Source organism: Lactobacillus taiwanensis DSM 21401, assembly GCF_001436695.1.
GTDB classification, from domain to species: domain Bacteria; phylum Bacillota; class Bacilli; order Lactobacillales; family Lactobacillaceae; genus Lactobacillus; species Lactobacillus taiwanensis.
This window is the reverse complement of the sequence record NZ_AYZG01000010.1, coordinates 1-18,708: the sequence shown is the minus strand read 5'-3', so window position 1 is coordinate 18,708 and position 18,708 is coordinate 1. Positions and strand designations below refer to the sequence as shown.

Genomic DNA, 18,708 nt, shown 5'->3' with positions numbered 1-18,708 from the left:
TCATACACCAGATGAAATCTTTGAAAGAGAATTAGATCTAATCTATCAAGCAGCTTGATTAAAAATGTTCAATTATTATTGTAATTTACGATTTTTTATTCTTTAATCTTTTAGCAAAGTGTAAATTATTGAAATTAGGCGTTTTAAGAGCCATACTATTCCTGAAAAGAGCAAAGTGCATCAATACATTAATTAATATTGATGTGTTATTAAAAGCAAAAGGAAGGAAAATACATCATGTTTGATTTCGTATTTTGGGTTCTGCTAATTTGGTTTATCGTAAATGTTATTTGGATGTGGTTTGTCTTAAAGAAACAAACATATCAAAAAACTTTTGCATGGATTAATGTAGCGGCCGTCATTATTGGTTTTTGGGTTTATTACGGGACCGGTGCTCACTCAGGTGCATTAGCTGACTGCTTCTTATGGTTAAATTGGCTTAATGTCGTATTAGCTTGCCTTCAATTTTACTTTGGCTACCGCAAACTTAATAGTACTAATTAACCACCCTCAAAAGTTTCAATATATCTTAAAAAAAGCTACTATCTTACTTTATAAGTAAATAGTAGCCTTTTGTGTTGCTTATATTTAAATACAATAATCTAGCCTAGATAATTTCGCTATTTTTCTGCTCTTTCTCTAACTTCCAACCTACATCAAAGTACGTTTTACGCTCATTACGTAAAGCATTATAATCACTCTGCAAACTATCAATTGCGTCCTGCAATTTCTTATTTTGTTTACGAATTGCATTTAATTCGGGATCATTAATAACACCTTTTAAATGAACTTTTCCTGCTAAATCTCGTTTAGCTTGTTGAAATTCTTCTTTTAAATTAGCTAACGCATCTTCATACTTAACTAGTTTTCTATTTACTGTCGATAGTTGATCATTTAACTTAGTGAATAATACATATGGCATATTAGATTTAATTCGATTGCATTCACTACACGACAGAATTAAATTATCAAACGAGTTATTATGTGATAAAGAAACTGGATTTTTATGGTCGACACTCGTGCCGCGGCGCCCGCAATATTGACAACGATAATTATACTTATGCCTAATTCTTTCCCGATCAACAAAATCAACTTCATTTAAAGAAAAATCAACTTCAATTCCCATGCTTTTCATGTTAATCGCAAAATCAACATTACTGTTAGGAACATAATCTATTTTCCCATCTTCACTTTTAATAATAGCGTGGTTAAATTCAGTTCTTGAAATTTGCTGCAAGGCAACTTCATTACCGTCATAATCCTGAATAAATGATTCATACTGTTTTCTATTTTCATTTTTAACTAAATAATGATTTCCAGTATCTAAATCAATTTCAGGTGTACTTTTCTTACCTACAAATCCATACAGCATTACCTGGGAAATATTTTCAATGACTAAATTTTCATAGTCTTCAGCTTCTAAACTTCTATCTAAACAAATATCACAAATACTTGTTAGCTTTGGATTCATCAACCCTTCTTGCTTAAAATGAAGACTATCCAGCCGCAAACCACAGGATGCACACTGTAATTTCACCTTATTATTCCCCCATCAATAAAATACTAAAGGCGATTCTTTGCATCTTATCCTTACCAGCAAAATCACCTTTAAACAAGTCTGGCAAAATCTTTTTAATAAAGTACTGAACACAAGTTAAATCATCAAATTTTTTAATTGTTTCCAGACTTTCTTTAAACATTTGCATGAAAACCGGATTTGGATTTCCAAGTTCAATTTCTCCATAAGCTTCATAAAGTAAATCTAATTTGTCACAAATTGATAAGATTTTGCCTTCTAAAGTATCATCTTTACCTTCAGATAGACGTTTAGTATAGATTTTCTGAAATTCCTTTGGAATCTCTTCTTTAATAAATTTAGCAGTCATTGTCTCCTCAACATCCCCAATCATCTTACGTAATTGGGGAGTTGCATATTTAACTGGAGTTTTAATATCACCAATGAAACGTTCAGTATAATCATGGTTTAGACTCTTTTCATAAAGTGCTTTCCAGTTAACTTTCTGCTTACCAATAACTTCCTCAATATCTCCCATCATTTGAGCAAGTTCAGCCGTTCTAAAGCTATGGTCAGCTACAGAGTGGTGTTGATATTTAAAATAACCTGGTGCACGATCGATTGACTCTAAACTGTTAAAACCTTGAATATATGCATTTAATCCCATAAAAACTTACTCCTTCCAGAAATATAAAAATGTCTAAAATTTCTACTATCATAGCAAAACCATTCTACTCTTGCAAATTAAAAATAGAGAAAGATTTAACAACTTAATCTTTCTCTATTTTTCTAATCACGTCAACTCATTTGTATTTAAAGCTGCTAAAACAGTTAATGGCGTAATTGAAATGACTGTTTTACTATGCTTAAGCCAAAAATGAGTTGCACTATAGAGAGTAACTAACGAAGCTAAAAGTGAAAACCAAATTGATGCTAAGGTTGAAACGGCTAAAAAACATTTAACATTATGCTTTCTTCCTAAATGTCGAACTGTATGCTTGGTTTGATGATAAATAGTCCAAAAGCTACGAAACATAGTGAAAAATGCTACTAAAAATGTTAAGGTAATTAAAATTACTAAGAAAAAAACAGTTATTCATGCTTCTGCTCCTTTAAATATTCAACAACTAAGTCTGTTTCAAGCCTTCTTTTTAAACGTTTAAGAATTGCATTAAAATTAGGATACTTAAAAAAATCTTTCTCTGTAATATGCTGCGTCACCATTTTAAAAGTGGGCCGATGCACTCGTGTTAGAAATAATTAGAAACTGACCATTTCTCCGATAACATAAATTTTCATCAACTAACCTACTCTTTTTAAGCACTCGCGCTATCTGAAATCTTCTTAATCTTTTTATATAGCTTCTGCGTATTATATGTCGTTTGCAATTTAATATTTTGGTCGTAATGTTTGAGGCGCTAGACTGATTTTTCTTACATATCTCCCACCTAAAGATGCACTCTTTAATCTGACTAGTTAAATATGTCCCCAAGGGAAAAGAAACCAGCAACAGGGTTTTTCCATAAAAATCTATCGCCACATCCCCAAGAGTTAGAGAGCTAAGCCCTAACACAGTGAGAATCAAAATGAGCCATGTACTAACAATAGTTGGTACACTCAAGCCGATAACTGCTCCTAAAATTAAGAGCATCATAACTCCTAAAAAAATATTGCGGGAAAAGTTACTTGCCACTGCTAAAAGAAGAGACGGCAAAACAAGGGCAAAAATTGCTTTTAATTCTAGCCCTTTTCTCGAAATGTTATTCATCTTAAAATCTCTATCTACAGTTAATTTGTCATATCATATAAGTTTTTTATATAGTAATATAAATTTAATTACAACAAAATGCTATTAAATAGATTGAGATTTACATAACTGTTCCATGCAAAAAAGAGAGACGCTAACCAGCGTCTCTCTTTATAGTATGTAGTAAATTTAATTACTTGTTTTCATCTTTAGCAGCTTTATTTAAGAAAGCAACTACTTCAGCAGCTCTCTTAACACGAGCCTTAGAATTCTTCTTATTCTTAGGTCTTAAGTTTGGTGTAACACCAGTGTTGTAGTTTTCACCTTTACGCATAGATCTATACTTCCTCTCAAATAAAATTTTCGAAAATCTTTTATTATCATACCACGAAGAAGCACGTCACTTCAATACCTAGCAAATCTTTCCACCTAATTTTTTCATCTCATCTGCAGAAAGTTTTTCTCCTTTAAACTCTGTAATTGTTACTCCTCCATCAATAACTCCTTCATTTGAAGATAACGATAAAACAGCATTACGCGCGTTAAGAACTAATCCATCATCTAAAAATGCTAATTCTTTATCAGACGTATACAAATCTAAATCCATATTATTTTTTACTTTAATTGAGAATTCTGGATCTTTGTGATCTAACACAACTAGCTGAAAGTTTGCTCCAATTGTACAAGTACCACCTAACTTAGAATAACCATTAGATCCATCATTTAAAGCAAGCAATACAACTTGACCTGGCTCTACTTTCTTTTCTAAAGCTTCTTTTGCACTGTCTTTAATTTTTAATTCAACATTCTTTACATCAACCATATAAATTCCTCCCATATCTATTTTACTAACTTAAATATAGCAAGAATATTGCTATTTTTCCTAATAAAATGCTCAAATTATACATAATATAAGGTACTAATTCAAAAAAGACATTGCGAACTTGCTACAAAGAGTTCAAAATAGTAGTGTTGATTTAATTTTAAGAGGGGACCTTAATGACCGTCATCAAAAATATTGCTAAAGACCGTATTTTACAAATTACGGTTGTCATAACGATCATAAGCTTATTCTTCGCAAGGCCACGTATTGAGGATATTAACTTTCATACACTTTACTCAATTTTGGCAATGCTGACGATTATCCAAATCTTTTCATACCTTCACGTTTTAGATATATTAGCTTATAAATTAACTGCAAGTGCCAAAAGTACGAGAAGATTAACTGCAATTTTTACACTCTTATCTATCGTATCAGGAATGTTTTTAACTAACGATATAACCGTTTTAACGCTTATACCGCTGTATTTAACAATTGCTAAGAGACACCAATTACCAGAAATATTACCCGTAACCCTAATTGGAATGGGCGCTAATATTGGTGCTGCCTTTACTCCATGGGGAAATCCTCATAATATTTTTGTTGTTAACCGTTATAATGTTTCGCCAATTAAGTTTTTCAGTTGGTCAATCCCATTACTACTGGTTAGCTCTCTTATCGTTCTCTTATTCATCTTTTTTGTCAAAGATAAACCAATCCCCACTGTTCCTTTAGAAGATATTCGAATCAGTGTTAGACCTGTCGTTATAACAATAGCTGTTTCAATTTTCTTCTTCTTTGGTGTTTTTAATATTGTTCCTGCTTATGTTCCAGCAATTGTAGCAATAATCCTTGCTCTTATTATTAATCCATCTATTATGTTACATGTCGATTATGCCTTACTCTTAACTTTCACATGTTTCTTTATTTTTATTAGCGATATACAACAAATTCCATTTATCGTTGCCTTAATTTCAAAGACTATGTTCTCTGAACACTCTGTCTTTTTAACTTCAATTATTTCAAGTCAATTTATTTCTAATGTACCTTCAACTATTTTAATTGGTAAGTTTACTAATTATGCGGAAGCATTATTTCTTGGCTCAAACATCGGAGGATTTGGATCAATCGTTGGTTCGATGGCAAATATGCTTGTCTTCAAAAGTTTTGCTGAAAATGGTACTGTATCAAAGCGCAAGTTTTTCTGGGTGTTCTCGGCTTTAGAATTTGCGGGATTAATTGTTCTTACAATTTTAGGATGGATAGTTTTAGACTTTGTACTTTAAATATCATAAAAAAGCGCAAAATTGCGCTTTTTTTATACTCTAAATTTTCTTTATTTGGTACAATATTCCTAACCTTTTTAACCTAATATTTGTAATAGTAGAAAGGATTTATTCTATGACTCTAACATGGATTATTATTATCATCTTAATTTTATTAATAGCGGTTTACATTGGTATTTACAACGGCTTACAAAAAGCAAAAGTTCACGCTGATGAAGCATGGAGTCAAATCGACGTTCAATTAAAACGTCGTAATGATTTAATTCCTAATTTAGTTGAAACCGTTAAGGGATACGCTAAACATGAAAGTGGAACATTAGAAAAAGTTGTTTCTTTAAGGAATCAATTAGTAAACATTCCTAATTCAGATCATGAGGAAGCCATTAAACTTTCTAATCAAATCACCGATTCATTGAAGAGTATTTTTGCTTTAGCTGAAAATTACCCAGACCTAAAAGCTAATCAAAACTTTTTAGCACTTCAAGAAGAACTTACAAATACTGAAAATAAGATTGCTTACTCACGTCAGCTTTATAACTCAACAGTTGCTATGTTTAATGAGGAGCTATTAACATTCCCATCTAATTTAGTAGCTAAAATTCATGGATTTAAGAAAATGGATTACCTTCAAACACCAACTGAAGAAAAATCTGTTCCTCAAGTTAAATTTTAGGTTTTCTGATGCTCTATCAACAAATAGCACGCAATAAGCGTAAAACAGCATTCTTGCTTGTTATTTTCCTTATCATTCTAGCTCTTGTTGGTGGTGGGTTAGGATATCTAATTAATGGCGAACCTCTATCAGGAATTGCCATTGCACTTATTGGAAGTCTCATTTATCTTTTTATTGTTCTTCAAAACCCTGGAAACTTAGTTATGAGCATGAATCACGGTCGAGAGATTCATGAAGAAGATGATCCCGAACTTTGGCATATTGTTGAAGATATGTCACTTGCTGGTCAAATTCCTATGCCTCGAGTTTTTATTATCAACGATCCCAGTCCTAATGCCTTTGCGACAGGACGCGATCCTAAGCACAGTTATGTTGCTGTAACAAGTGGATTAAGAGATAAATTAAATAGAAGTGAGTTAGAAGGCGTACTTGGCCATGAAATTTCGCATATTCGTAACTATGATATTTTAGTTTCAACAATTGGTGTAGCTTTAGCCGCAGTCATTTCCTTCATTTCTAACTTTGCTTCTAGAATTTGGTGGTGGACTGGGTCTGATCGTGATGATAAGGACTCAAGTCCACTCGAATCCATATTAAAAGTAGTAGCGATAATTTTCACTCTAATATTGGGTCCACTTGCTGCAGGTCTTGCCCAAATGGCTCTTTCTCGAAATCGAGAATACTTAGCCGATGCTGGTTCAGTTGAGCTTACTAGAAATCCCCAAGGTTTAATTTCTGCTCTAAAAAAGATTTCTAACAGTGAGCCAATGAAAGATCCAGATCCATCAAGTGCTGGGCTTTACATTGAAAATCCACTTCATAATCGTGGATTAAGTTCACTATTTGATACTCATCCCCCTACAGCTGATAGAATTAAAAGATTAGAAAATATGTAATAAAAAGGATGCACAGTTTTGTGCATCCTTTTTTAATGTATCTATTTCAAATTGATATGAGCTTCTCTAAATAATCTTTTTCTCATTTCCGCTGGCGTCATACCATAATAATGCTTAAATTTCTTATAGAAAAATGACTTGCTAGAATAACCGATTGCTTCAATAATTTCTTTCAGCGACACATTGGGCTGAGCCAATAATCTTTTGGCTTCTCTCATTCTCCTATCATCAACATGTTCAACAAAGCTTTTACCTGTCTTTTCTTTAACCATCGTTGAAAAATAATTATGATTAAAGCCAAAATACTCGGCTGCTTGGGCTAAACTGACGTTATTGTAGTGCTTATCAATATATTGATCTAAAGTTTCATCTTTAAATGCTTTTTCTTTTCTTTCACTGAATTTATAATTCTGCTCACGTAAATTGCGTAAAATAATAATTTTAAATAATTCTAATGCAATTGCTCCACTAAAGTCAGCTTGATTGAAATAGTCCTGAATTACATTATTTAAATTTTGACTACCCCACATCACAGAAGTAGTTGTAAATAAAAATATCCCTGTCTTTTCTAGCTCATCTAAAAATAAAGTGCTCAATCTTTGTTCATTATTGGTATTTATAGCAATTTTACCTATTAAATTTTTCCACAAAAATTCATTAGTAAACTTAAATTTCACAATAATTGCTTGCTTATCTATAACTCGAATTGCATATTTTAAATTACCCTCTATTATTGCTATATTTCCACTATTTAAATTAAAATCATTGCTTTCATTCTTTAATTCGCAACTACCTGAAAAACAATAAATTAATTGGCTATTATTAGACTGATATTCATAAAAGTCATTGTGCTGACTCTCTAAATAAAGATTATAGGGCAAAAATCTACTCTTACTGGAAGCCTCAATTTCACTATTCTGAGCATTTTGCACTAAACTTGATAAATAATTTCTTAATGTAGGTGTCGACATTACAATCAGTCCCCTTTAGTTTCACTCTCCTTTTAATTATAACCTTTTTATTATTTCTCATTGCCATTTAGTTTCATTAAGCGTAAGCTAAACATATGTATTGGGGTGCCCACCGGGCTGAGAATATACCCATTGAACCTGTTTGATTAATATCAGCGTAGGGAATATGACTTATTTTTAGACTTTTATTTAGTCACCTCTTTGAGGTGGCTTTTTTTATTCTTGGAGGAATTAAAATGAAGAAATTACATCTTCGAGATATCATTCTAATCGCTTTAATTGCTATTATTTTTGGTTTTATCTATCTAGCTAGTGATGGCCTTTATAATGCTCTAACAGCCTTATTAACGCCAATCGGTTACGGGATGCTTGCAAATGATATTATGATGGGAATCTGGTGTATGGCAGGCCCATTAACTGGTTTTTTAGTACAAATTCCCGGGGCTGCATTTTTAGGAGAATTTCTAGGCTCTTGCGTTGAATTATTGGCTGGAGAACAATGGGGTGCTGTTAACTTACTATCTGGAGCTGTTCAAGGTCTAGGAAGTGAGTTAGGTTTCACATTTACTAGTTATCGTAAATATAATTGGTTTACCCTATTTCTCTCAGCAACAACAACTACCATTGTTACTTATATGTATGACTTCATTAAGAATGGCTACAGCTATTTTTCTACATTTAACATGATTTTATACTTTGTTGTTCGCTGGCTCTCAATGCTTTTATTTACATGTGTATTAGTTAAATTAATAGTTGATCTTTTAGAAAAAGCTCATGTTATCCAAACAAATCAAAATTAACCATCTTTCCTTTCAATATCAAAATCACAAAATTTTTAACGATTTAAATCTTACAGTCAATCAAGGTGAATTTATCTTATTGACTGGCAATAGCGGAAGTGGCAAATCCACCCTTTTAAAAATCATCGCAGAACTTGAACCGAAATTTAGTGGCAAAATTATCGCAGGATCATTAACTCAACCTTTTTCTAATTGGGGAATGATCTTTCAAGATCCAAACCGTCAATTTACTATGGCTACACCTAGAGAAGAATTAATTTTTACTCTAGAAAACAAATTAGTCGATCGTTCGACTGCTTTAAAACGTATTGACTATGCTAGTAAAAAAACTCATATTCAAGATTTACTAGATCGACCATTAACTGAGCTCTCAGGTGGTGAAAAGCAGCGGGTCGCTTTAAGCGTTCTAATTGCCATGGAAAGCGACTTACTATTACTAGATGAACCTTTTGCAAACTGTGATTCAAATAATCGAAAATTTCTTTTAGATTCTCTATCGTTGCTTCATCAAGAAGGAAAAACTATTTTGATTAGTGATCATGATTTTTCTGGTTATAAAGAATTAAATCCGATAGTTATTGAAATCAAAGATCAAAATTTTATAGTAACTTCACTACCTTCTACTCTTCCTAAAATAGAAACTCATTTCTCTCTTCCAGATAAAAAACAGCAAAACAATTTATCCTATACTTTTAATTCATTTTCTCTGTCTTTTCCAAACAAAGGATTAATTACTTCTACCAATTTAGAACTTTACTCAGGAGCAGCCACTTTATTAACAGGTGAAAATGGAAGTGGCAAAACATCATTATTTAAAGCTTTAACAAAAGTAATTCCTTACCATGGCCATTTATTTTTTAGAGAAAAGGATGTCAAAAAGTGGCGTAAACGTCCATACCTAGCAAAAGTTGGTCAAATTTTTCAAAATCCTGATGATCAATTTTTAAATGTTACTGTAGAAGAAGAACTCAACTTTAGCTTAAAGTACAATCAAAATCCGCTCCTTAATCGTTCTAAACTTACTTCACTCTTATCTAAACTTAAATTAGACAATTTAGATAAGCAGGTAATCTACTCATTATCCGGCGGACAGAAAAGAAAACTACAGATTCTGGTGATGTTAATGGCCTATCCGGAGGTTTTACTACTTGATGAGCCCTTTAGTGGTTTAGATCAAAAAAGCGTCTCAGACGTCATTTTTTTGCTTAAAAACTACTTTTTAAACACTGAACATACCTTAATTGTAATTAGTCATCAACTTAATCAAATTGATAAGCTCTGTGACTATCATTTAATCCTAAAAGATCATAAACTTTTCTATACTAAATAAAAGGTAATTAAAATGAATCCTGGACTAAAATTATTCTTAATTCTAACTATTTCATTTGAAATATCTCTTATCCCAAATTTAACTACTAATCTTATTATTATCAGTATTTGCTTAATTTACCTTCTATTCAAAAGTATTAGTCTTAAAAAGATACTACTACTTTTGATAATTCCTTTGTTTGCGGCAACTGTAGTATTCATTACAATTTATTACTTCACACCAAACCATAATCTCTACCACGCAACTATCTTATTTACTCGTATTTACGCCTATGTATTCCTAGGCGCAGTATTTACCGAAACAACTAGTATTCTTTCTCTGGCTCGCTCTTTAGAACAAAATTTTAAATTACCAAGCAAATTTGCCTATGGTACCTTAGCTGCATTCAATGTTATTCCCAAAATCCACACTGAAGTTAATCGTATTCGTTTAGTCGGAGATATGCGCCATTATCACCTATCTTTTTATTCGCCAACTTTATACTTTAAAGCGATTTTAGCCGCTATTTCGTGGTCAAATAGTTTAGCCGAAGGAATGATCTCACATGGTTATCAAGAAGATAAACCTAGAAGTGTAATTGTTCCGGTTGCTCTAACAAAAAAAGATTGGCTTATTTTTAGTAGTATTTTATTGCTACTTCAGCCAATTTTACTTCTAACTAAATAATTATTTATGGTATGGACTACCACTATTAATCATAAAAGCACGGTAAATTTGTTCAATTAAAACTAAACGCATTAATTGATGCGGCATTGTAAACTTACCAAAACTGATCAAATCATCAGCCCGTTTATTTACTGCATCGCTCGTCCCTAAACTTCCACCAATAACGAAAGTAATATCAGAATGACCGTATGTAGTTAATTGAGATATTTCTTTAGCAAATTCCTCACTAGTTCTTTCTTTGCCTTTTATAGCCGTTACATATACATATTCTTTATCTTTTATTTTATCTAAAATTCTTCTACCCTCGATTTCTTTTACCTGCTCCATTTCAGCAGGACTAAGTCTTTCGGGGGCTTTTTCGTCTGGTACTTGGACTATTTTTACTTTTGCAAAACGTCCCATTCTCTTCACATATTCGGCAATGCCATCCTTAAAATATTTTTCTTTTAACTTGCCTACACACACAATTTTTATATTCATTGTAACTTATCTTACCTTTCATGCATCTAGTGCTTTATTCTATCCCCTAATTGACATAGCGTCCACACCACTTTTCCCCTACTTGTGGATTATTAAAAACTACATTTAGTAGTTCTTAGATCTAATACTCAACAAGTTGTGGTTTATAAAAAAGTGGATAACTTTTTTGATAAATTTATTCCACATTTTTTTAGATTTTATCAATTTTCCAAACTTTTGTCTCTATTCCTTACATAATCAGCTTGAACAGTCGTTCAATATCAATAAAATCACAATTTTATTTACACACAATTCACAATTTTTCCACATCATTTACTTTATTTTATCTTGACTTATGCACAATCCACAGAGTTTTCCACAGTTTCCCACAACTTATTTAATTTATTACGTTTCTTGACATGAAATAAACCCGAACTTTATCAAGTTTCACACTTTAAATATTAAGAAAAAGCTATGATTACCGCTTACAAAACGCATAATCATAGCTTTTTTATCTCTATTTAATAATATTCAATTAATTCAAGGTAACTTTGATATCCTGTGATTTACCATCTCTAATTACCTGAAGAGTTAATGTATCGCCGACTTTATGTGTATAAAGAGCAGTATGTAGTGAAACAACACTATCAACATCTTTACCATCGAGCTTAGTAATCACATCACGAGCCTTTACACCAGCTTTAGCTGCACTACCATTCTTGGTAACACTAGCTACATACACACCTGATTTAACGCTATCAGGTAAGCCTAATTTCTTACGTCCATATTCTGTTAACTCGTCAACAGATACAATTCTAACTCCTAATTTTGGACGATTAATCTTGCCGTTCTTAACTAATTGATTAATGATTGAAACTACTTCATCACTTGGGATAGCAAAGCCCATTCCTTCAACAGCAGTTCCGTCACTAGAAGAAGAAAGCTTCATGGAGTTAATTCCGATTACTTGACCAGACATATTAACTAGTGGTCCACCGGAGTTACCTGGATTAATAGCTGCATCAGTTTGAATTACTGTAGCTTGGTTAGTAACTTGACCAGCAGAATTAGTTACATCTATAGTCCTGTTCTTAGCAGAAATAATACCTTGAGTTACACTAGTTGCATACTCACTTCCAAGAGGTGAACCTACTGCAATAACTTGTTGACCTGGTTCCAAATTCTTGGATGAACCAAATTGAGCTGTTTGGGTTACATATTTTCCATCAATAGTCAAAACAGCTAGGTCAGTTTCGGCGTCACTTCCAACTTTTTTAGCTGTCACTTTTTTACCATCACTCAAAATAACTTGAATTTCATCACTACCTGAAACCACGTGGTTATTAGTTACAATGTAACCTTTACCATTTGATTTCATATAAATTACTCCAGAACCCTCACTGTAAGTTTCTAAATCAGATTTAGAATTCTTTTTTGAAGAACTTGAACTATCAGAACCAAAAATCCCAAAAGGATCACTACTTGCAGATGAACTTTGTCTCTTTAAGTTAACTACAGAAACAACTGAGTTTTTTACTGTATTAAAGGCATTAGTCATTTGATTACTATTTTTACTGTTAGACTTTTCAACCTTAGCAGTAGGCGCAACGCTAGTTTGTGGAGCATTTTGACCATTAACTTGGGATAATCCAGCATATGCTACTCCGCCTCCAAGCAATCCGGCAACTACTCCAACAATACCAGTTTTAATTAAAGTATTATGCTTAGTATTATTCTCTGCCATAAAAATTCTCCTTTTCTATTCACTCTAGCCTAATCACAAAGTTTGAATTTTTTATGAATTCAAGTCAAATTATTTGCTAAATATTATATTTCTGTGAGTGTTCCGGCTTGTAATGGATTAGTATCAATAATTTTAACATCTGCTGGTAAATTTGCATCCCCTGCTACTAATAAATCTTTTGCAGTTTCATGTGCCAAATATTGTGTATTATTATGCTGACTACGATGTGCTAAAAAAATGTTTTTAGTCTTAGGAGAAACAACATCTAATAATGTATCTGCAGCTTGATCATTTGAAAGGTGTCCTATATCTGACATAATCCGATGTTTTAAAGCCCAAGAATATGGACCATTTCTAAGCATCATATCATCATAGTTAAACTCCATTAAATAGCCATCTGCGTCTTTAATTTCTCCTTTAACTGTACTTGACACGTACCCTGTATCTGTTAAACAAGCAAAGCGTTTACCACCACTTGTAAAAACATAATACTGAGGTTCAGCAGCATCATGACTAGTCGCAAAACTAGTTACATCTAAATCACCAAAAGTCTTAGTCACACCAGATTTAAACGTATTTATTTGTTCTACTGGTAATTTACCAATCTTATTACTTTCAATTAAATAGTCCCAAGTGCCCGAATTAGCATACGCAGATATTTGTGGATAGCGTCTCATTAAAACGCCTAAGCCACCCGAATGATCGGTATGATCGTGGCTAATAAATACCATATCAATATCTTTAATATCAACGCCTACCTGAGATAATAAATCCTTCGTCTTTTTTCCAGATAAACCTGCATCCATCAAGATCTTATGCTGAGAAGTTTCTATTAACGTTGAATTACCTGTTGAACCACTCGATAAAACTGATACCTTCAAATTAATTTATCCTTTCGCATCATCATCAGTTATATTATTTTGAATAATTGTACCCGTAAATGCATTTACACGTTTTAAAGTTACTGTTTTTGAATTATTATTCTCAATGGCTGCTACCCAAGTTGGAATATATATCGAACTTCCTCGAACTGTTATTAACCTGGTATAGACCTGCTTTAACCAAATAATTTTTGAGTTATTTGGTAATTCACTATATGTATATAAAGAATTAACAGCAGCTTTAGAACTAATTGTATTCTGTCGTTCACGCACTGGATTCAAATCATTAACATAGCGCTGCGAGTAAGAAACAATCTGATTATTTTTTACAATAATATGAAGGCGGGCAGTATTGGAAAAGACTTCACCATATTTAGTATTTTGGCTAAAGACATAGTCATCTTCTTCAGACAATTCAGGAATATAAACATAGTCCTTACCTTGATAGACATTTTGACTATTATTTTTAAATCTAATAACTTCTTTTAACGCTTCTTTTTGTTTCTTAGATATGGTAACTGGTTTGTTTAAATTAACAGAAATACTATTGTCACTAGCATTAGTTTCAACTTGCTCATTTATTTGCGCTGCTGCTTTTTTTGACCACGAGTTATCAACTTTAGCAGCTAAATAGTAACCGTCTCCTTGCTTATCATTAACTTTAGGAATGGTAATTTGATCTGCGCTAGTTTCACTTTTGATATCAGTTTGAGTGGGCGTCGAATGAGCAGACAATAGCGTTGGCGTTTGCCACAATTCAATGACTAAAAAGATATTAATGCCAATAAATACCACTAAAAATATCCATTCTATTCTTTTAAAGTCCATCTACTAGTCCCTCCTTTCTTGAATTTTCTATTTGATTATTAGTATTAAGCCATTCATCTAAGGTCTTCCATTGCTTATTGATTTTCACATAGTAAGCTGGCTCTAAGTCTACTAATTTTTTATTTTTGCTATTAGCAGATTTAGCGGTATATCCGATAATAATACGTTCAATATCTTTACGGTGATACCCTTTTTGATATAACTGATCCATTGCTTCACTAGTTGGAATCAGGGTCTTTTTATCTCCATTAGTTGGAATTGGGATCTGTAAATCTAAGCTATTAAAGTTAATAGTCATTCCATTAGATGCAAATTTCACCTGTGCTCGCATCTTATATTTTCCAGGTAAAAAGATTGGATATTCTTCAACATAGTTTTGATAAATGACTGTATTATCATCTGCATCGAAGAATCTTAAATCTGGTTCCGTCAGTCCAATTTTTCGTACAAAATATAAGCTATCATTTAGTTTTCTACTAATAGTCTTAGGAACCTTGTCTTGTTGATAATCTATATATTCATAGTTATGAGTATGCTTGGCGGCTATTAAACGTTCATATACACCATTAGAATATGTAATCGTATCACCACTATTATGTTGACTAGGATTATTAGAACCTAGCAAGCGATAGACAAAATATGAATCTGATTCTTCATTAGTTAAATAACTATAAACTGGTAAGCTAGAATTTTTGTCATAAAATGGCAAATAATCATCATGAACTTTTTCAAGTGTGACCGGCATTTGAGTCCGAGCAGTTTGAATATGATCAACTAAGTTCTTAAATGAGACATCGCTTAGGCGAACTCGATAAACTGTGTAATTTTCATCATTACCTAAGTATATATATTGACTTGACTTTGTAGGAACAAAGAAACGATTAAATTCTCGACTGTCGTTTTTTCTTACATTAGTCAAAAACAATGAAATAGTTATCTGATCTGGATAAGTTAATTGAACATAATCCGAATTCCTTAGCAGTTTTTCATATTTAGTTTGGCTAGACCATACTCTAATTGGCAAAAGCGGTTTTACTGATTGAGTCAACTTAGAAAATTCTAAAGGGAGATTATTCTTAGTATCATAAACTTGATACATCTGCTTATTTTTAAAATAAAAAGTTTGTGTAGGAAGATAAATATCTCTTAAAGAACGCTGTCCTAAGTCCTTTGTTTGAGTTTGATTAGATGTCCCCTCAATTCTAGAAAACCGAGCATCAGATCCCCAAATAATCGCTGATAGAGCAATTGATAATGCTACCATCACAATTAAGCTAACTCGTAATCCAACTCTAGAAAACTTATCTTTAAACCTCATCCCAATTTTCTCCTTCCTCGCTAATTGCTTCATATGGCAAAGAAATGTAGAAAGTTGAGCCTGCACCTTCAGCACTATCTGCCCAAATTCTACCATGATGTGCTTCTACTATTTCTTTAGAAATAGCTAGTCCTAACCCAGTTCCGCCTTGTTTACGTGAACGAGCTTTATCTACACGGTAAAATCTGTCGAAAATCTTGTTTAAGTCTTTCCTTGGAATTCCTAATCCTTGATCTGAAATGCTCAAAATAACATGCTTTTGTGCTTGAAGTAGTCTAACAGTTATCACACCACCATCAGGTGAATATTTAATAGCATTGTTCATAATATTATCGATTACTTGCATCATCTTATCGGTATCAATTTCAACCCATAGAGCTTGGTGAGGAAACTCACGCTTGATTGAATACTTCTTTTTATGCGTTTTATCTGTATCAGACTTGAGCATCATATCAAATCGATTCAAAACATGGTTAACAAAGTCATTTAAGTTAACCCATTCTAAATCCATCTTTGCTACACCACGATCCATTCTTGATAAACTAAGCAAGTCATTAATCATTCTAATCATACGTTCAGTTTCATCTTGAATAACATTTAAAAACTGTGGTGCAACATTTGGATCTTTCCATGCTCCATCATTCAAGGCCTCAACATAGGCTCTCAAGCTCGTTAACGGAGTTCTAAGTTCATGTGAAACATTGGAAACGAATTGTTGCTGCTCACGTTCATTCTTTTGTTGCTGAGTAATGTCATGTAGAACACAAACTAGTCCGGAAACAAACCCTGTTACACGTTGAATTAGAGAAAAATTAGCATGTAAAATCATCTCATCTCGTGTATTGTCATTAACGCGAACGACCAATTCTTGCTGAGTACTTAGTAAGTCTTGAATTGTAACGTTCTTTAAACCTAATAAATTAGTAATTGGTTTTCCAATAACATCTTTTTCAGTCTTACCTAGAAAATCTAATGCCGTTTCATTAATAATCGTAATATTTCCATGACGATCAGTAGCAATAACGCCATCCGTCATGTGCGTTAAAACATTATCTAATCGTCTTCGCTCACTCTCAGAAATTTCTTGTGTTCTTTCAATTCGAACAGACAAAGTGTTAAATGCTTCAGCTAATTGTCCCAATTCGTCTTGAGCATAAACTCGAACATGTCCAGAATAATCACCATTTGCAACTCTTAAAGCTTGTTTACGCATTTCTTCAATTGGTCTGGTTATTGCCCGGGAAATTACCAATGCTACAATTGCACCCAAGACTGCTGCAATTAACGATGCAATTAAAAAATAGATAGATACTTGTCGCAAATTATTAAACACACCTTGCAGGCTAGCACGCACATAAATTGCACCAACAGGCGTATTAGTTCCATTTGCAGAAGTTAATGGTGAAATTTGTACCATATAATTTCCATTATCATTGATCACTTTAGAAACTTGTTTTCCATTAGAAAGAACGCTCTTTATATCAGCATTACTGGTCCTCTGACCAATTCTATTCTGATCATTTACATTTGAAACTGCTCTAATTACACCTTTATTGTCAACTACCATTAATTGACTAATATCGCCCAAATTATAATTTGAAATAATTTGACTAAGCTGTTGATTAGCTTCTTTAGCATTAGCTCTACTCAATTGACTAGCAATCTGATTAGTAATAATATTTGGCACTTGAATTGAAGATTCAAAATTTTGAATTGAATTTTGTTCAAGTTGTCTTGTAAAAGACGCACCAACCACTTCAATTGTGGCCAATAATAACAACATGAAAATTATTGCGATTTTAAAATTAATAGAATTTAGTACACTTTTTATTTTCTTCATTTGTCCTAATTGCAAAAAAAGTCACTATTACTAGTGACTTTGTTCCTTATTCATCTGATGGATTCTTAACGTAATAACCTACTCCACGTCTGGTAACTAAAATAGTTGGAGAACTTGGATTATCCTCAACTTTTTCCCGGAGACGCCTTACTGTTACATCAACAGTTCTAACATCTCCAAAATAATCATAACCCCAAACAGTTTGAAGCAAATGTTCTCTAGTCATTACCTGACCCATGTGCTGTGCTAAATAATGAAGTAATTCAAACTCACGATGCGTTAATTCAATTTTTTCACCATTTTTTTCGACCATATATGCCTCAGGCATAATCACCAAATTACCGATAGTAATGTTCTTATCTTCATCATCCTCGGTAGCTTTTTGAGTTAAATCGCGTCTACGTAGGTTTGCCTTTACTCTAGCAACTAGTTCTCTATTAGAGAAAGGCTTAGTGACATAATCATCCGCACCCATTTCAAGTCCTAATACTTTATCAATTTCGGTATCTTTAGCAGTTACCATAATAATTGGCATATCATGAGTTTGACGCACTTCACGAGCAACCTCTAGACCATCCTTTTTAGGTAACATTAAGTCAAGAATCATTAAATCAGGATCATACTCATCAACTTTTTTAACAGCTTCTTCGCCGTCGTAAGCAGTATCGACATCAAAGCCTTCCTTAGTCAGGTTAAATTTAATAATATCAGAAATTGGTTTTTCATCGTCAACGACTAAAATCTTCTTTGGCATAAATGATGCCTCCTCAGTGTTAATAACTATATTATACTGTTTTCCATAATTTTTTTAAACTTATGGAAAAAAAGCTTGCACTTTATTTATTTTACTGGCATAATAGTATTTGTTGGTTATCCGATTGGGTGGTTAGCTCAGCTGGCAGAGCAACGGACTCTTAATCCGTGGGTCCAGGG

20 protein-coding genes, 1 pseudogene and 1 riboswitch are annotated in these 18,708 nt (G+C 32.8%); of the genes and pseudogenes, 7 read left to right on the top strand and 14 right to left on the bottom strand.

The annotated features are described in order from the left end of the window. Window positions 1-237 precede the first annotated feature (237 nt). Complete coding sequence (locus FD18_RS02490; protein WP_057718393.1) at window positions 238-504, top strand: hypothetical protein; 267 nt, start codon at window positions 238-240, stop codon at window positions 502-504. Between the two features lie 103 nt (window positions 505-607). Here FD18_RS02490 and FD18_RS02485 read toward each other — a convergent pair whose 3' ends face one another. The 6 genes and pseudogenes from FD18_RS02485 to FD18_RS02465 form a co-directional block, all read right to left on the bottom strand. Then, window positions 608-1,537 (bottom strand): HNH endonuclease, encoded by a 930-nt coding sequence (locus tag FD18_RS02485; protein WP_057718392.1) that lies wholly within the window; start codon window positions 1,535-1,537, stop codon window positions 608-610. A gap of 4 nt (window positions 1,538-1,541) precedes the next feature. After that, window positions 1,542-2,183: a YfbR-like 5'-deoxynucleotidase gene (locus tag FD18_RS02480; RefSeq protein WP_057718391.1), complete on the bottom strand. Its 642-nt coding sequence runs from the start codon at window positions 2,181-2,183 to the stop codon at window positions 1,542-1,544. A gap of 126 nt (window positions 2,184-2,309) precedes the next feature. Next, complete coding sequence (locus tag FD18_RS09595) at window positions 2,310-2,552, bottom strand: hypothetical protein (RefSeq protein WP_057718390.1); 243 nt, start codon at window positions 2,550-2,552, stop codon at window positions 2,310-2,312. 56 nt (window positions 2,553-2,608) lie between these two features. Then, window positions 2,609-3,284 (bottom strand): annotated as a pseudogene (locus FD18_RS02470) (hypothetical protein). Window positions 3,285-3,456: 172 nt separating this feature from the next. Beyond that, the gene (locus FD18_RS09825) at window positions 3,457-3,597 is read right to left on the bottom strand and encodes a hypothetical protein (protein WP_003649666.1); all 141 of its coding nucleotides are present in this window, start codon (window positions 3,595-3,597) and stop codon (window positions 3,457-3,459) included. Window positions 3,598-3,675: 78 nt separating this feature from the next. Further along, the gene (locus FD18_RS02465; RefSeq protein WP_057718389.1) at window positions 3,676-4,086 is read right to left on the bottom strand and encodes an iron-sulfur cluster biosynthesis family protein; all 411 of its coding nucleotides are present in this window, start codon (window positions 4,084-4,086) and stop codon (window positions 3,676-3,678) included. A 176-nt stretch (window positions 4,087-4,262) separates the two neighbouring features. Between FD18_RS02465 and FD18_RS02460 the strand changes: the two genes are divergently transcribed. The 3 genes from FD18_RS02460 to htpX all read left to right on the top strand — a co-directional run bounded on the left by FD18_RS02460 (window position 4,263) and on the right by htpX (window position 6,938). Next, window positions 4,263-5,369: an SLC13 family permease gene (locus tag FD18_RS02460; RefSeq protein WP_057718388.1), complete on the top strand. Its 1,107-nt coding sequence runs from the start codon at window positions 4,263-4,265 to the stop codon at window positions 5,367-5,369. Between the two features lie 115 nt (window positions 5,370-5,484). Further along, window positions 5,485-6,042, top strand: coding sequence for a LemA family protein (locus FD18_RS02455; protein WP_057718387.1), 558 nt, complete (start codon window positions 5,485-5,487; stop codon window positions 6,040-6,042). Between the two features lie 8 nt (window positions 6,043-6,050). After that, a complete protein-coding gene (gene htpX / locus FD18_RS02450) occupies window positions 6,051-6,938 on the top strand; it encodes a zinc metalloprotease HtpX (protein ID WP_057718386.1) in 888 nt (295 codons plus the stop codon). Between the two features lie 41 nt (window positions 6,939-6,979). Here htpX and FD18_RS02445 read toward each other — a convergent pair whose 3' ends face one another. After that, a complete protein-coding gene (locus FD18_RS02445) occupies window positions 6,980-7,909 on the bottom strand; it encodes a helix-turn-helix domain-containing protein (protein WP_057718385.1) in 930 nt (309 codons plus the stop codon). 91 nt (window positions 7,910-8,000) lie between these two features. After that, window positions 8,001-8,090: riboswitch (TPP riboswitch) on the top strand. 55 nt (window positions 8,091-8,145) lie between these two features. Between FD18_RS02445 and FD18_RS02440 the strand changes: the two genes are divergently transcribed. From FD18_RS02440 to FD18_RS02430, 3 genes are read left to right on the top strand one after another with little or no spacing between them, the layout of a single operon-like run. Then, window positions 8,146-8,709, top strand: coding sequence for an ECF transporter S component (locus tag FD18_RS02440; RefSeq protein ID WP_057718384.1), 564 nt, complete (start codon window positions 8,146-8,148; stop codon window positions 8,707-8,709). After that, window positions 8,684-10,039 (top strand): ATP-binding cassette domain-containing protein, encoded by a 1,356-nt coding sequence (locus FD18_RS02435; protein WP_057718383.1) that lies wholly within the window; start codon window positions 8,684-8,686, stop codon window positions 10,037-10,039. Before FD18_RS02440 ends, FD18_RS02435 begins: the two co-directional genes overlap by 26 nt. Before the next feature lie 12 nt (window positions 10,040-10,051). Beyond that, window positions 10,052-10,705: an energy-coupling factor transporter transmembrane component T family protein gene (locus tag FD18_RS02430; protein ID WP_057718382.1), complete on the top strand. Its 654-nt coding sequence runs from the start codon at window positions 10,052-10,054 to the stop codon at window positions 10,703-10,705. Here FD18_RS02430 and rlmH read toward each other — a convergent pair whose 3' ends face one another. The 7 genes from rlmH to yycF form a co-directional block, all read right to left on the bottom strand. Beyond that, complete coding sequence (rlmH, locus tag FD18_RS02425; RefSeq protein ID WP_057718381.1) at window positions 10,706-11,185, bottom strand: 23S rRNA (pseudouridine(1915)-N(3))-methyltransferase RlmH; 480 nt, start codon at window positions 11,183-11,185, stop codon at window positions 10,706-10,708. Window positions 11,186-11,699: 514 nt separating this feature from the next. Continuing rightward, complete coding sequence (locus FD18_RS02420) at window positions 11,700-12,908, bottom strand: S1C family serine protease (protein WP_057718380.1); 1,209 nt, start codon at window positions 12,906-12,908, stop codon at window positions 11,700-11,702. An 83-nt stretch (window positions 12,909-12,991) separates the two neighbouring features. Then, on the bottom strand, window positions 12,992-13,789 hold the full coding sequence (locus tag FD18_RS02415; protein ID WP_057718379.1) for an MBL fold metallo-hydrolase: 798 nt from the start codon (window positions 13,787-13,789) through the stop codon (window positions 12,992-12,994). A gap of 6 nt (window positions 13,790-13,795) precedes the next feature. Then, complete coding sequence (locus FD18_RS02410; RefSeq protein WP_057718378.1) at window positions 13,796-14,617, bottom strand: two-component system regulatory protein YycI; 822 nt, start codon at window positions 14,615-14,617, stop codon at window positions 13,796-13,798. Continuing rightward, window positions 14,607-15,935, bottom strand: coding sequence for a YycH family regulatory protein (locus FD18_RS02405; RefSeq protein ID WP_057718377.1), 1,329 nt, complete (start codon window positions 15,933-15,935; stop codon window positions 14,607-14,609). The genes FD18_RS02410 and FD18_RS02405 overlap by 11 nt, the downstream gene beginning before the upstream one ends. Next, window positions 15,925-17,775, bottom strand: a complete 1,851-nt coding sequence (walK, locus tag FD18_RS02400) for a cell wall metabolism sensor histidine kinase WalK (RefSeq protein ID WP_057718394.1) — start codon at window positions 17,773-17,775, stop codon at window positions 15,925-15,927. Before walK ends, FD18_RS02405 begins: the two co-directional genes overlap by 11 nt. 46 nt (window positions 17,776-17,821) lie before the next feature. Beyond that, window positions 17,822-18,529 (bottom strand): response regulator YycF, encoded by a 708-nt coding sequence (gene yycF, locus FD18_RS02395; RefSeq protein WP_057718376.1) that lies wholly within the window; start codon window positions 18,527-18,529, stop codon window positions 17,822-17,824. Window positions 18,530-18,708: the final 179 nt, after the last annotated feature.

Coding starts and splice junctions, on each gene's coding strand:
- FD18_RS02490 (WP_057718393.1), top strand. CDS start 238: ATGTTTGATTTCGTATTTTGGGTTCTGCTAATTTGGTTTATCGTAAAT.
- FD18_RS02480 (WP_057718391.1), bottom strand. CDS start 2,183: ATGGGATTAAATGCATATATTCAAGGTTTTAACAGTTTAGAGTCAATC.
- FD18_RS09595 (WP_057718390.1), bottom strand. CDS start 2,552: ATGTTTCGTAGCTTTTGGACTATTTATCATCAAACCAAGCATACAGTT.
- FD18_RS09825 (WP_003649666.1), bottom strand. CDS start 3,597: ATGCGTAAAGGTGAAAACTACAACACTGGTGTTACACCAAACTTAAGA.
- FD18_RS02465 (WP_057718389.1), bottom strand. CDS start 4,086: ATGGTTGATGTAAAGAATGTTGAATTAAAAATTAAAGACAGTGCAAAA.
- FD18_RS02460 (WP_057718388.1), top strand. CDS start 4,263: ATGACCGTCATCAAAAATATTGCTAAAGACCGTATTTTACAAATTACG.
- FD18_RS02455 (WP_057718387.1), top strand. CDS start 5,485: ATGACTCTAACATGGATTATTATTATCATCTTAATTTTATTAATAGCG.
- htpX (WP_057718386.1), top strand. CDS start 6,051: ATGCTCTATCAACAAATAGCACGCAATAAGCGTAAAACAGCATTCTTG.
- FD18_RS02445 (WP_057718385.1), bottom strand. CDS start 7,909: ATGTCGACACCTACATTAAGAAATTATTTATCAAGTTTAGTGCAAAAT.
- FD18_RS02440 (WP_057718384.1), top strand. CDS start 8,146: ATGAAGAAATTACATCTTCGAGATATCATTCTAATCGCTTTAATTGCT.
- FD18_RS02435 (WP_057718383.1), top strand. CDS start 8,684: ATGTTATCCAAACAAATCAAAATTAACCATCTTTCCTTTCAATATCAA.
- FD18_RS02430 (WP_057718382.1), top strand. CDS start 10,052: ATGAATCCTGGACTAAAATTATTCTTAATTCTAACTATTTCATTTGAA.
- rlmH (WP_057718381.1), bottom strand. CDS start 11,185: ATGAATATAAAAATTGTGTGTGTAGGCAAGTTAAAAGAAAAATATTTT.
- FD18_RS02420 (WP_057718380.1), bottom strand. CDS start 12,908: ATGGCAGAGAATAATACTAAGCATAATACTTTAATTAAAACTGGTATT.
- FD18_RS02410 (WP_057718378.1), bottom strand. CDS start 14,617: ATGGACTTTAAAAGAATAGAATGGATATTTTTAGTGGTATTTATTGGC.
- FD18_RS02405 (WP_057718377.1), bottom strand. CDS start 15,935: ATGAGGTTTAAAGATAAGTTTTCTAGAGTTGGATTACGAGTTAGCTTA.
- walK (WP_057718394.1), bottom strand. CDS start 17,775: ATGAAGAAAATAAAAAGTGTACTAAATTCTATTAATTTTAAAATCGCA.
- yycF (WP_057718376.1), bottom strand. CDS start 18,529: ATGCCAAAGAAGATTTTAGTCGTTGACGATGAAAAACCAATTTCTGAT.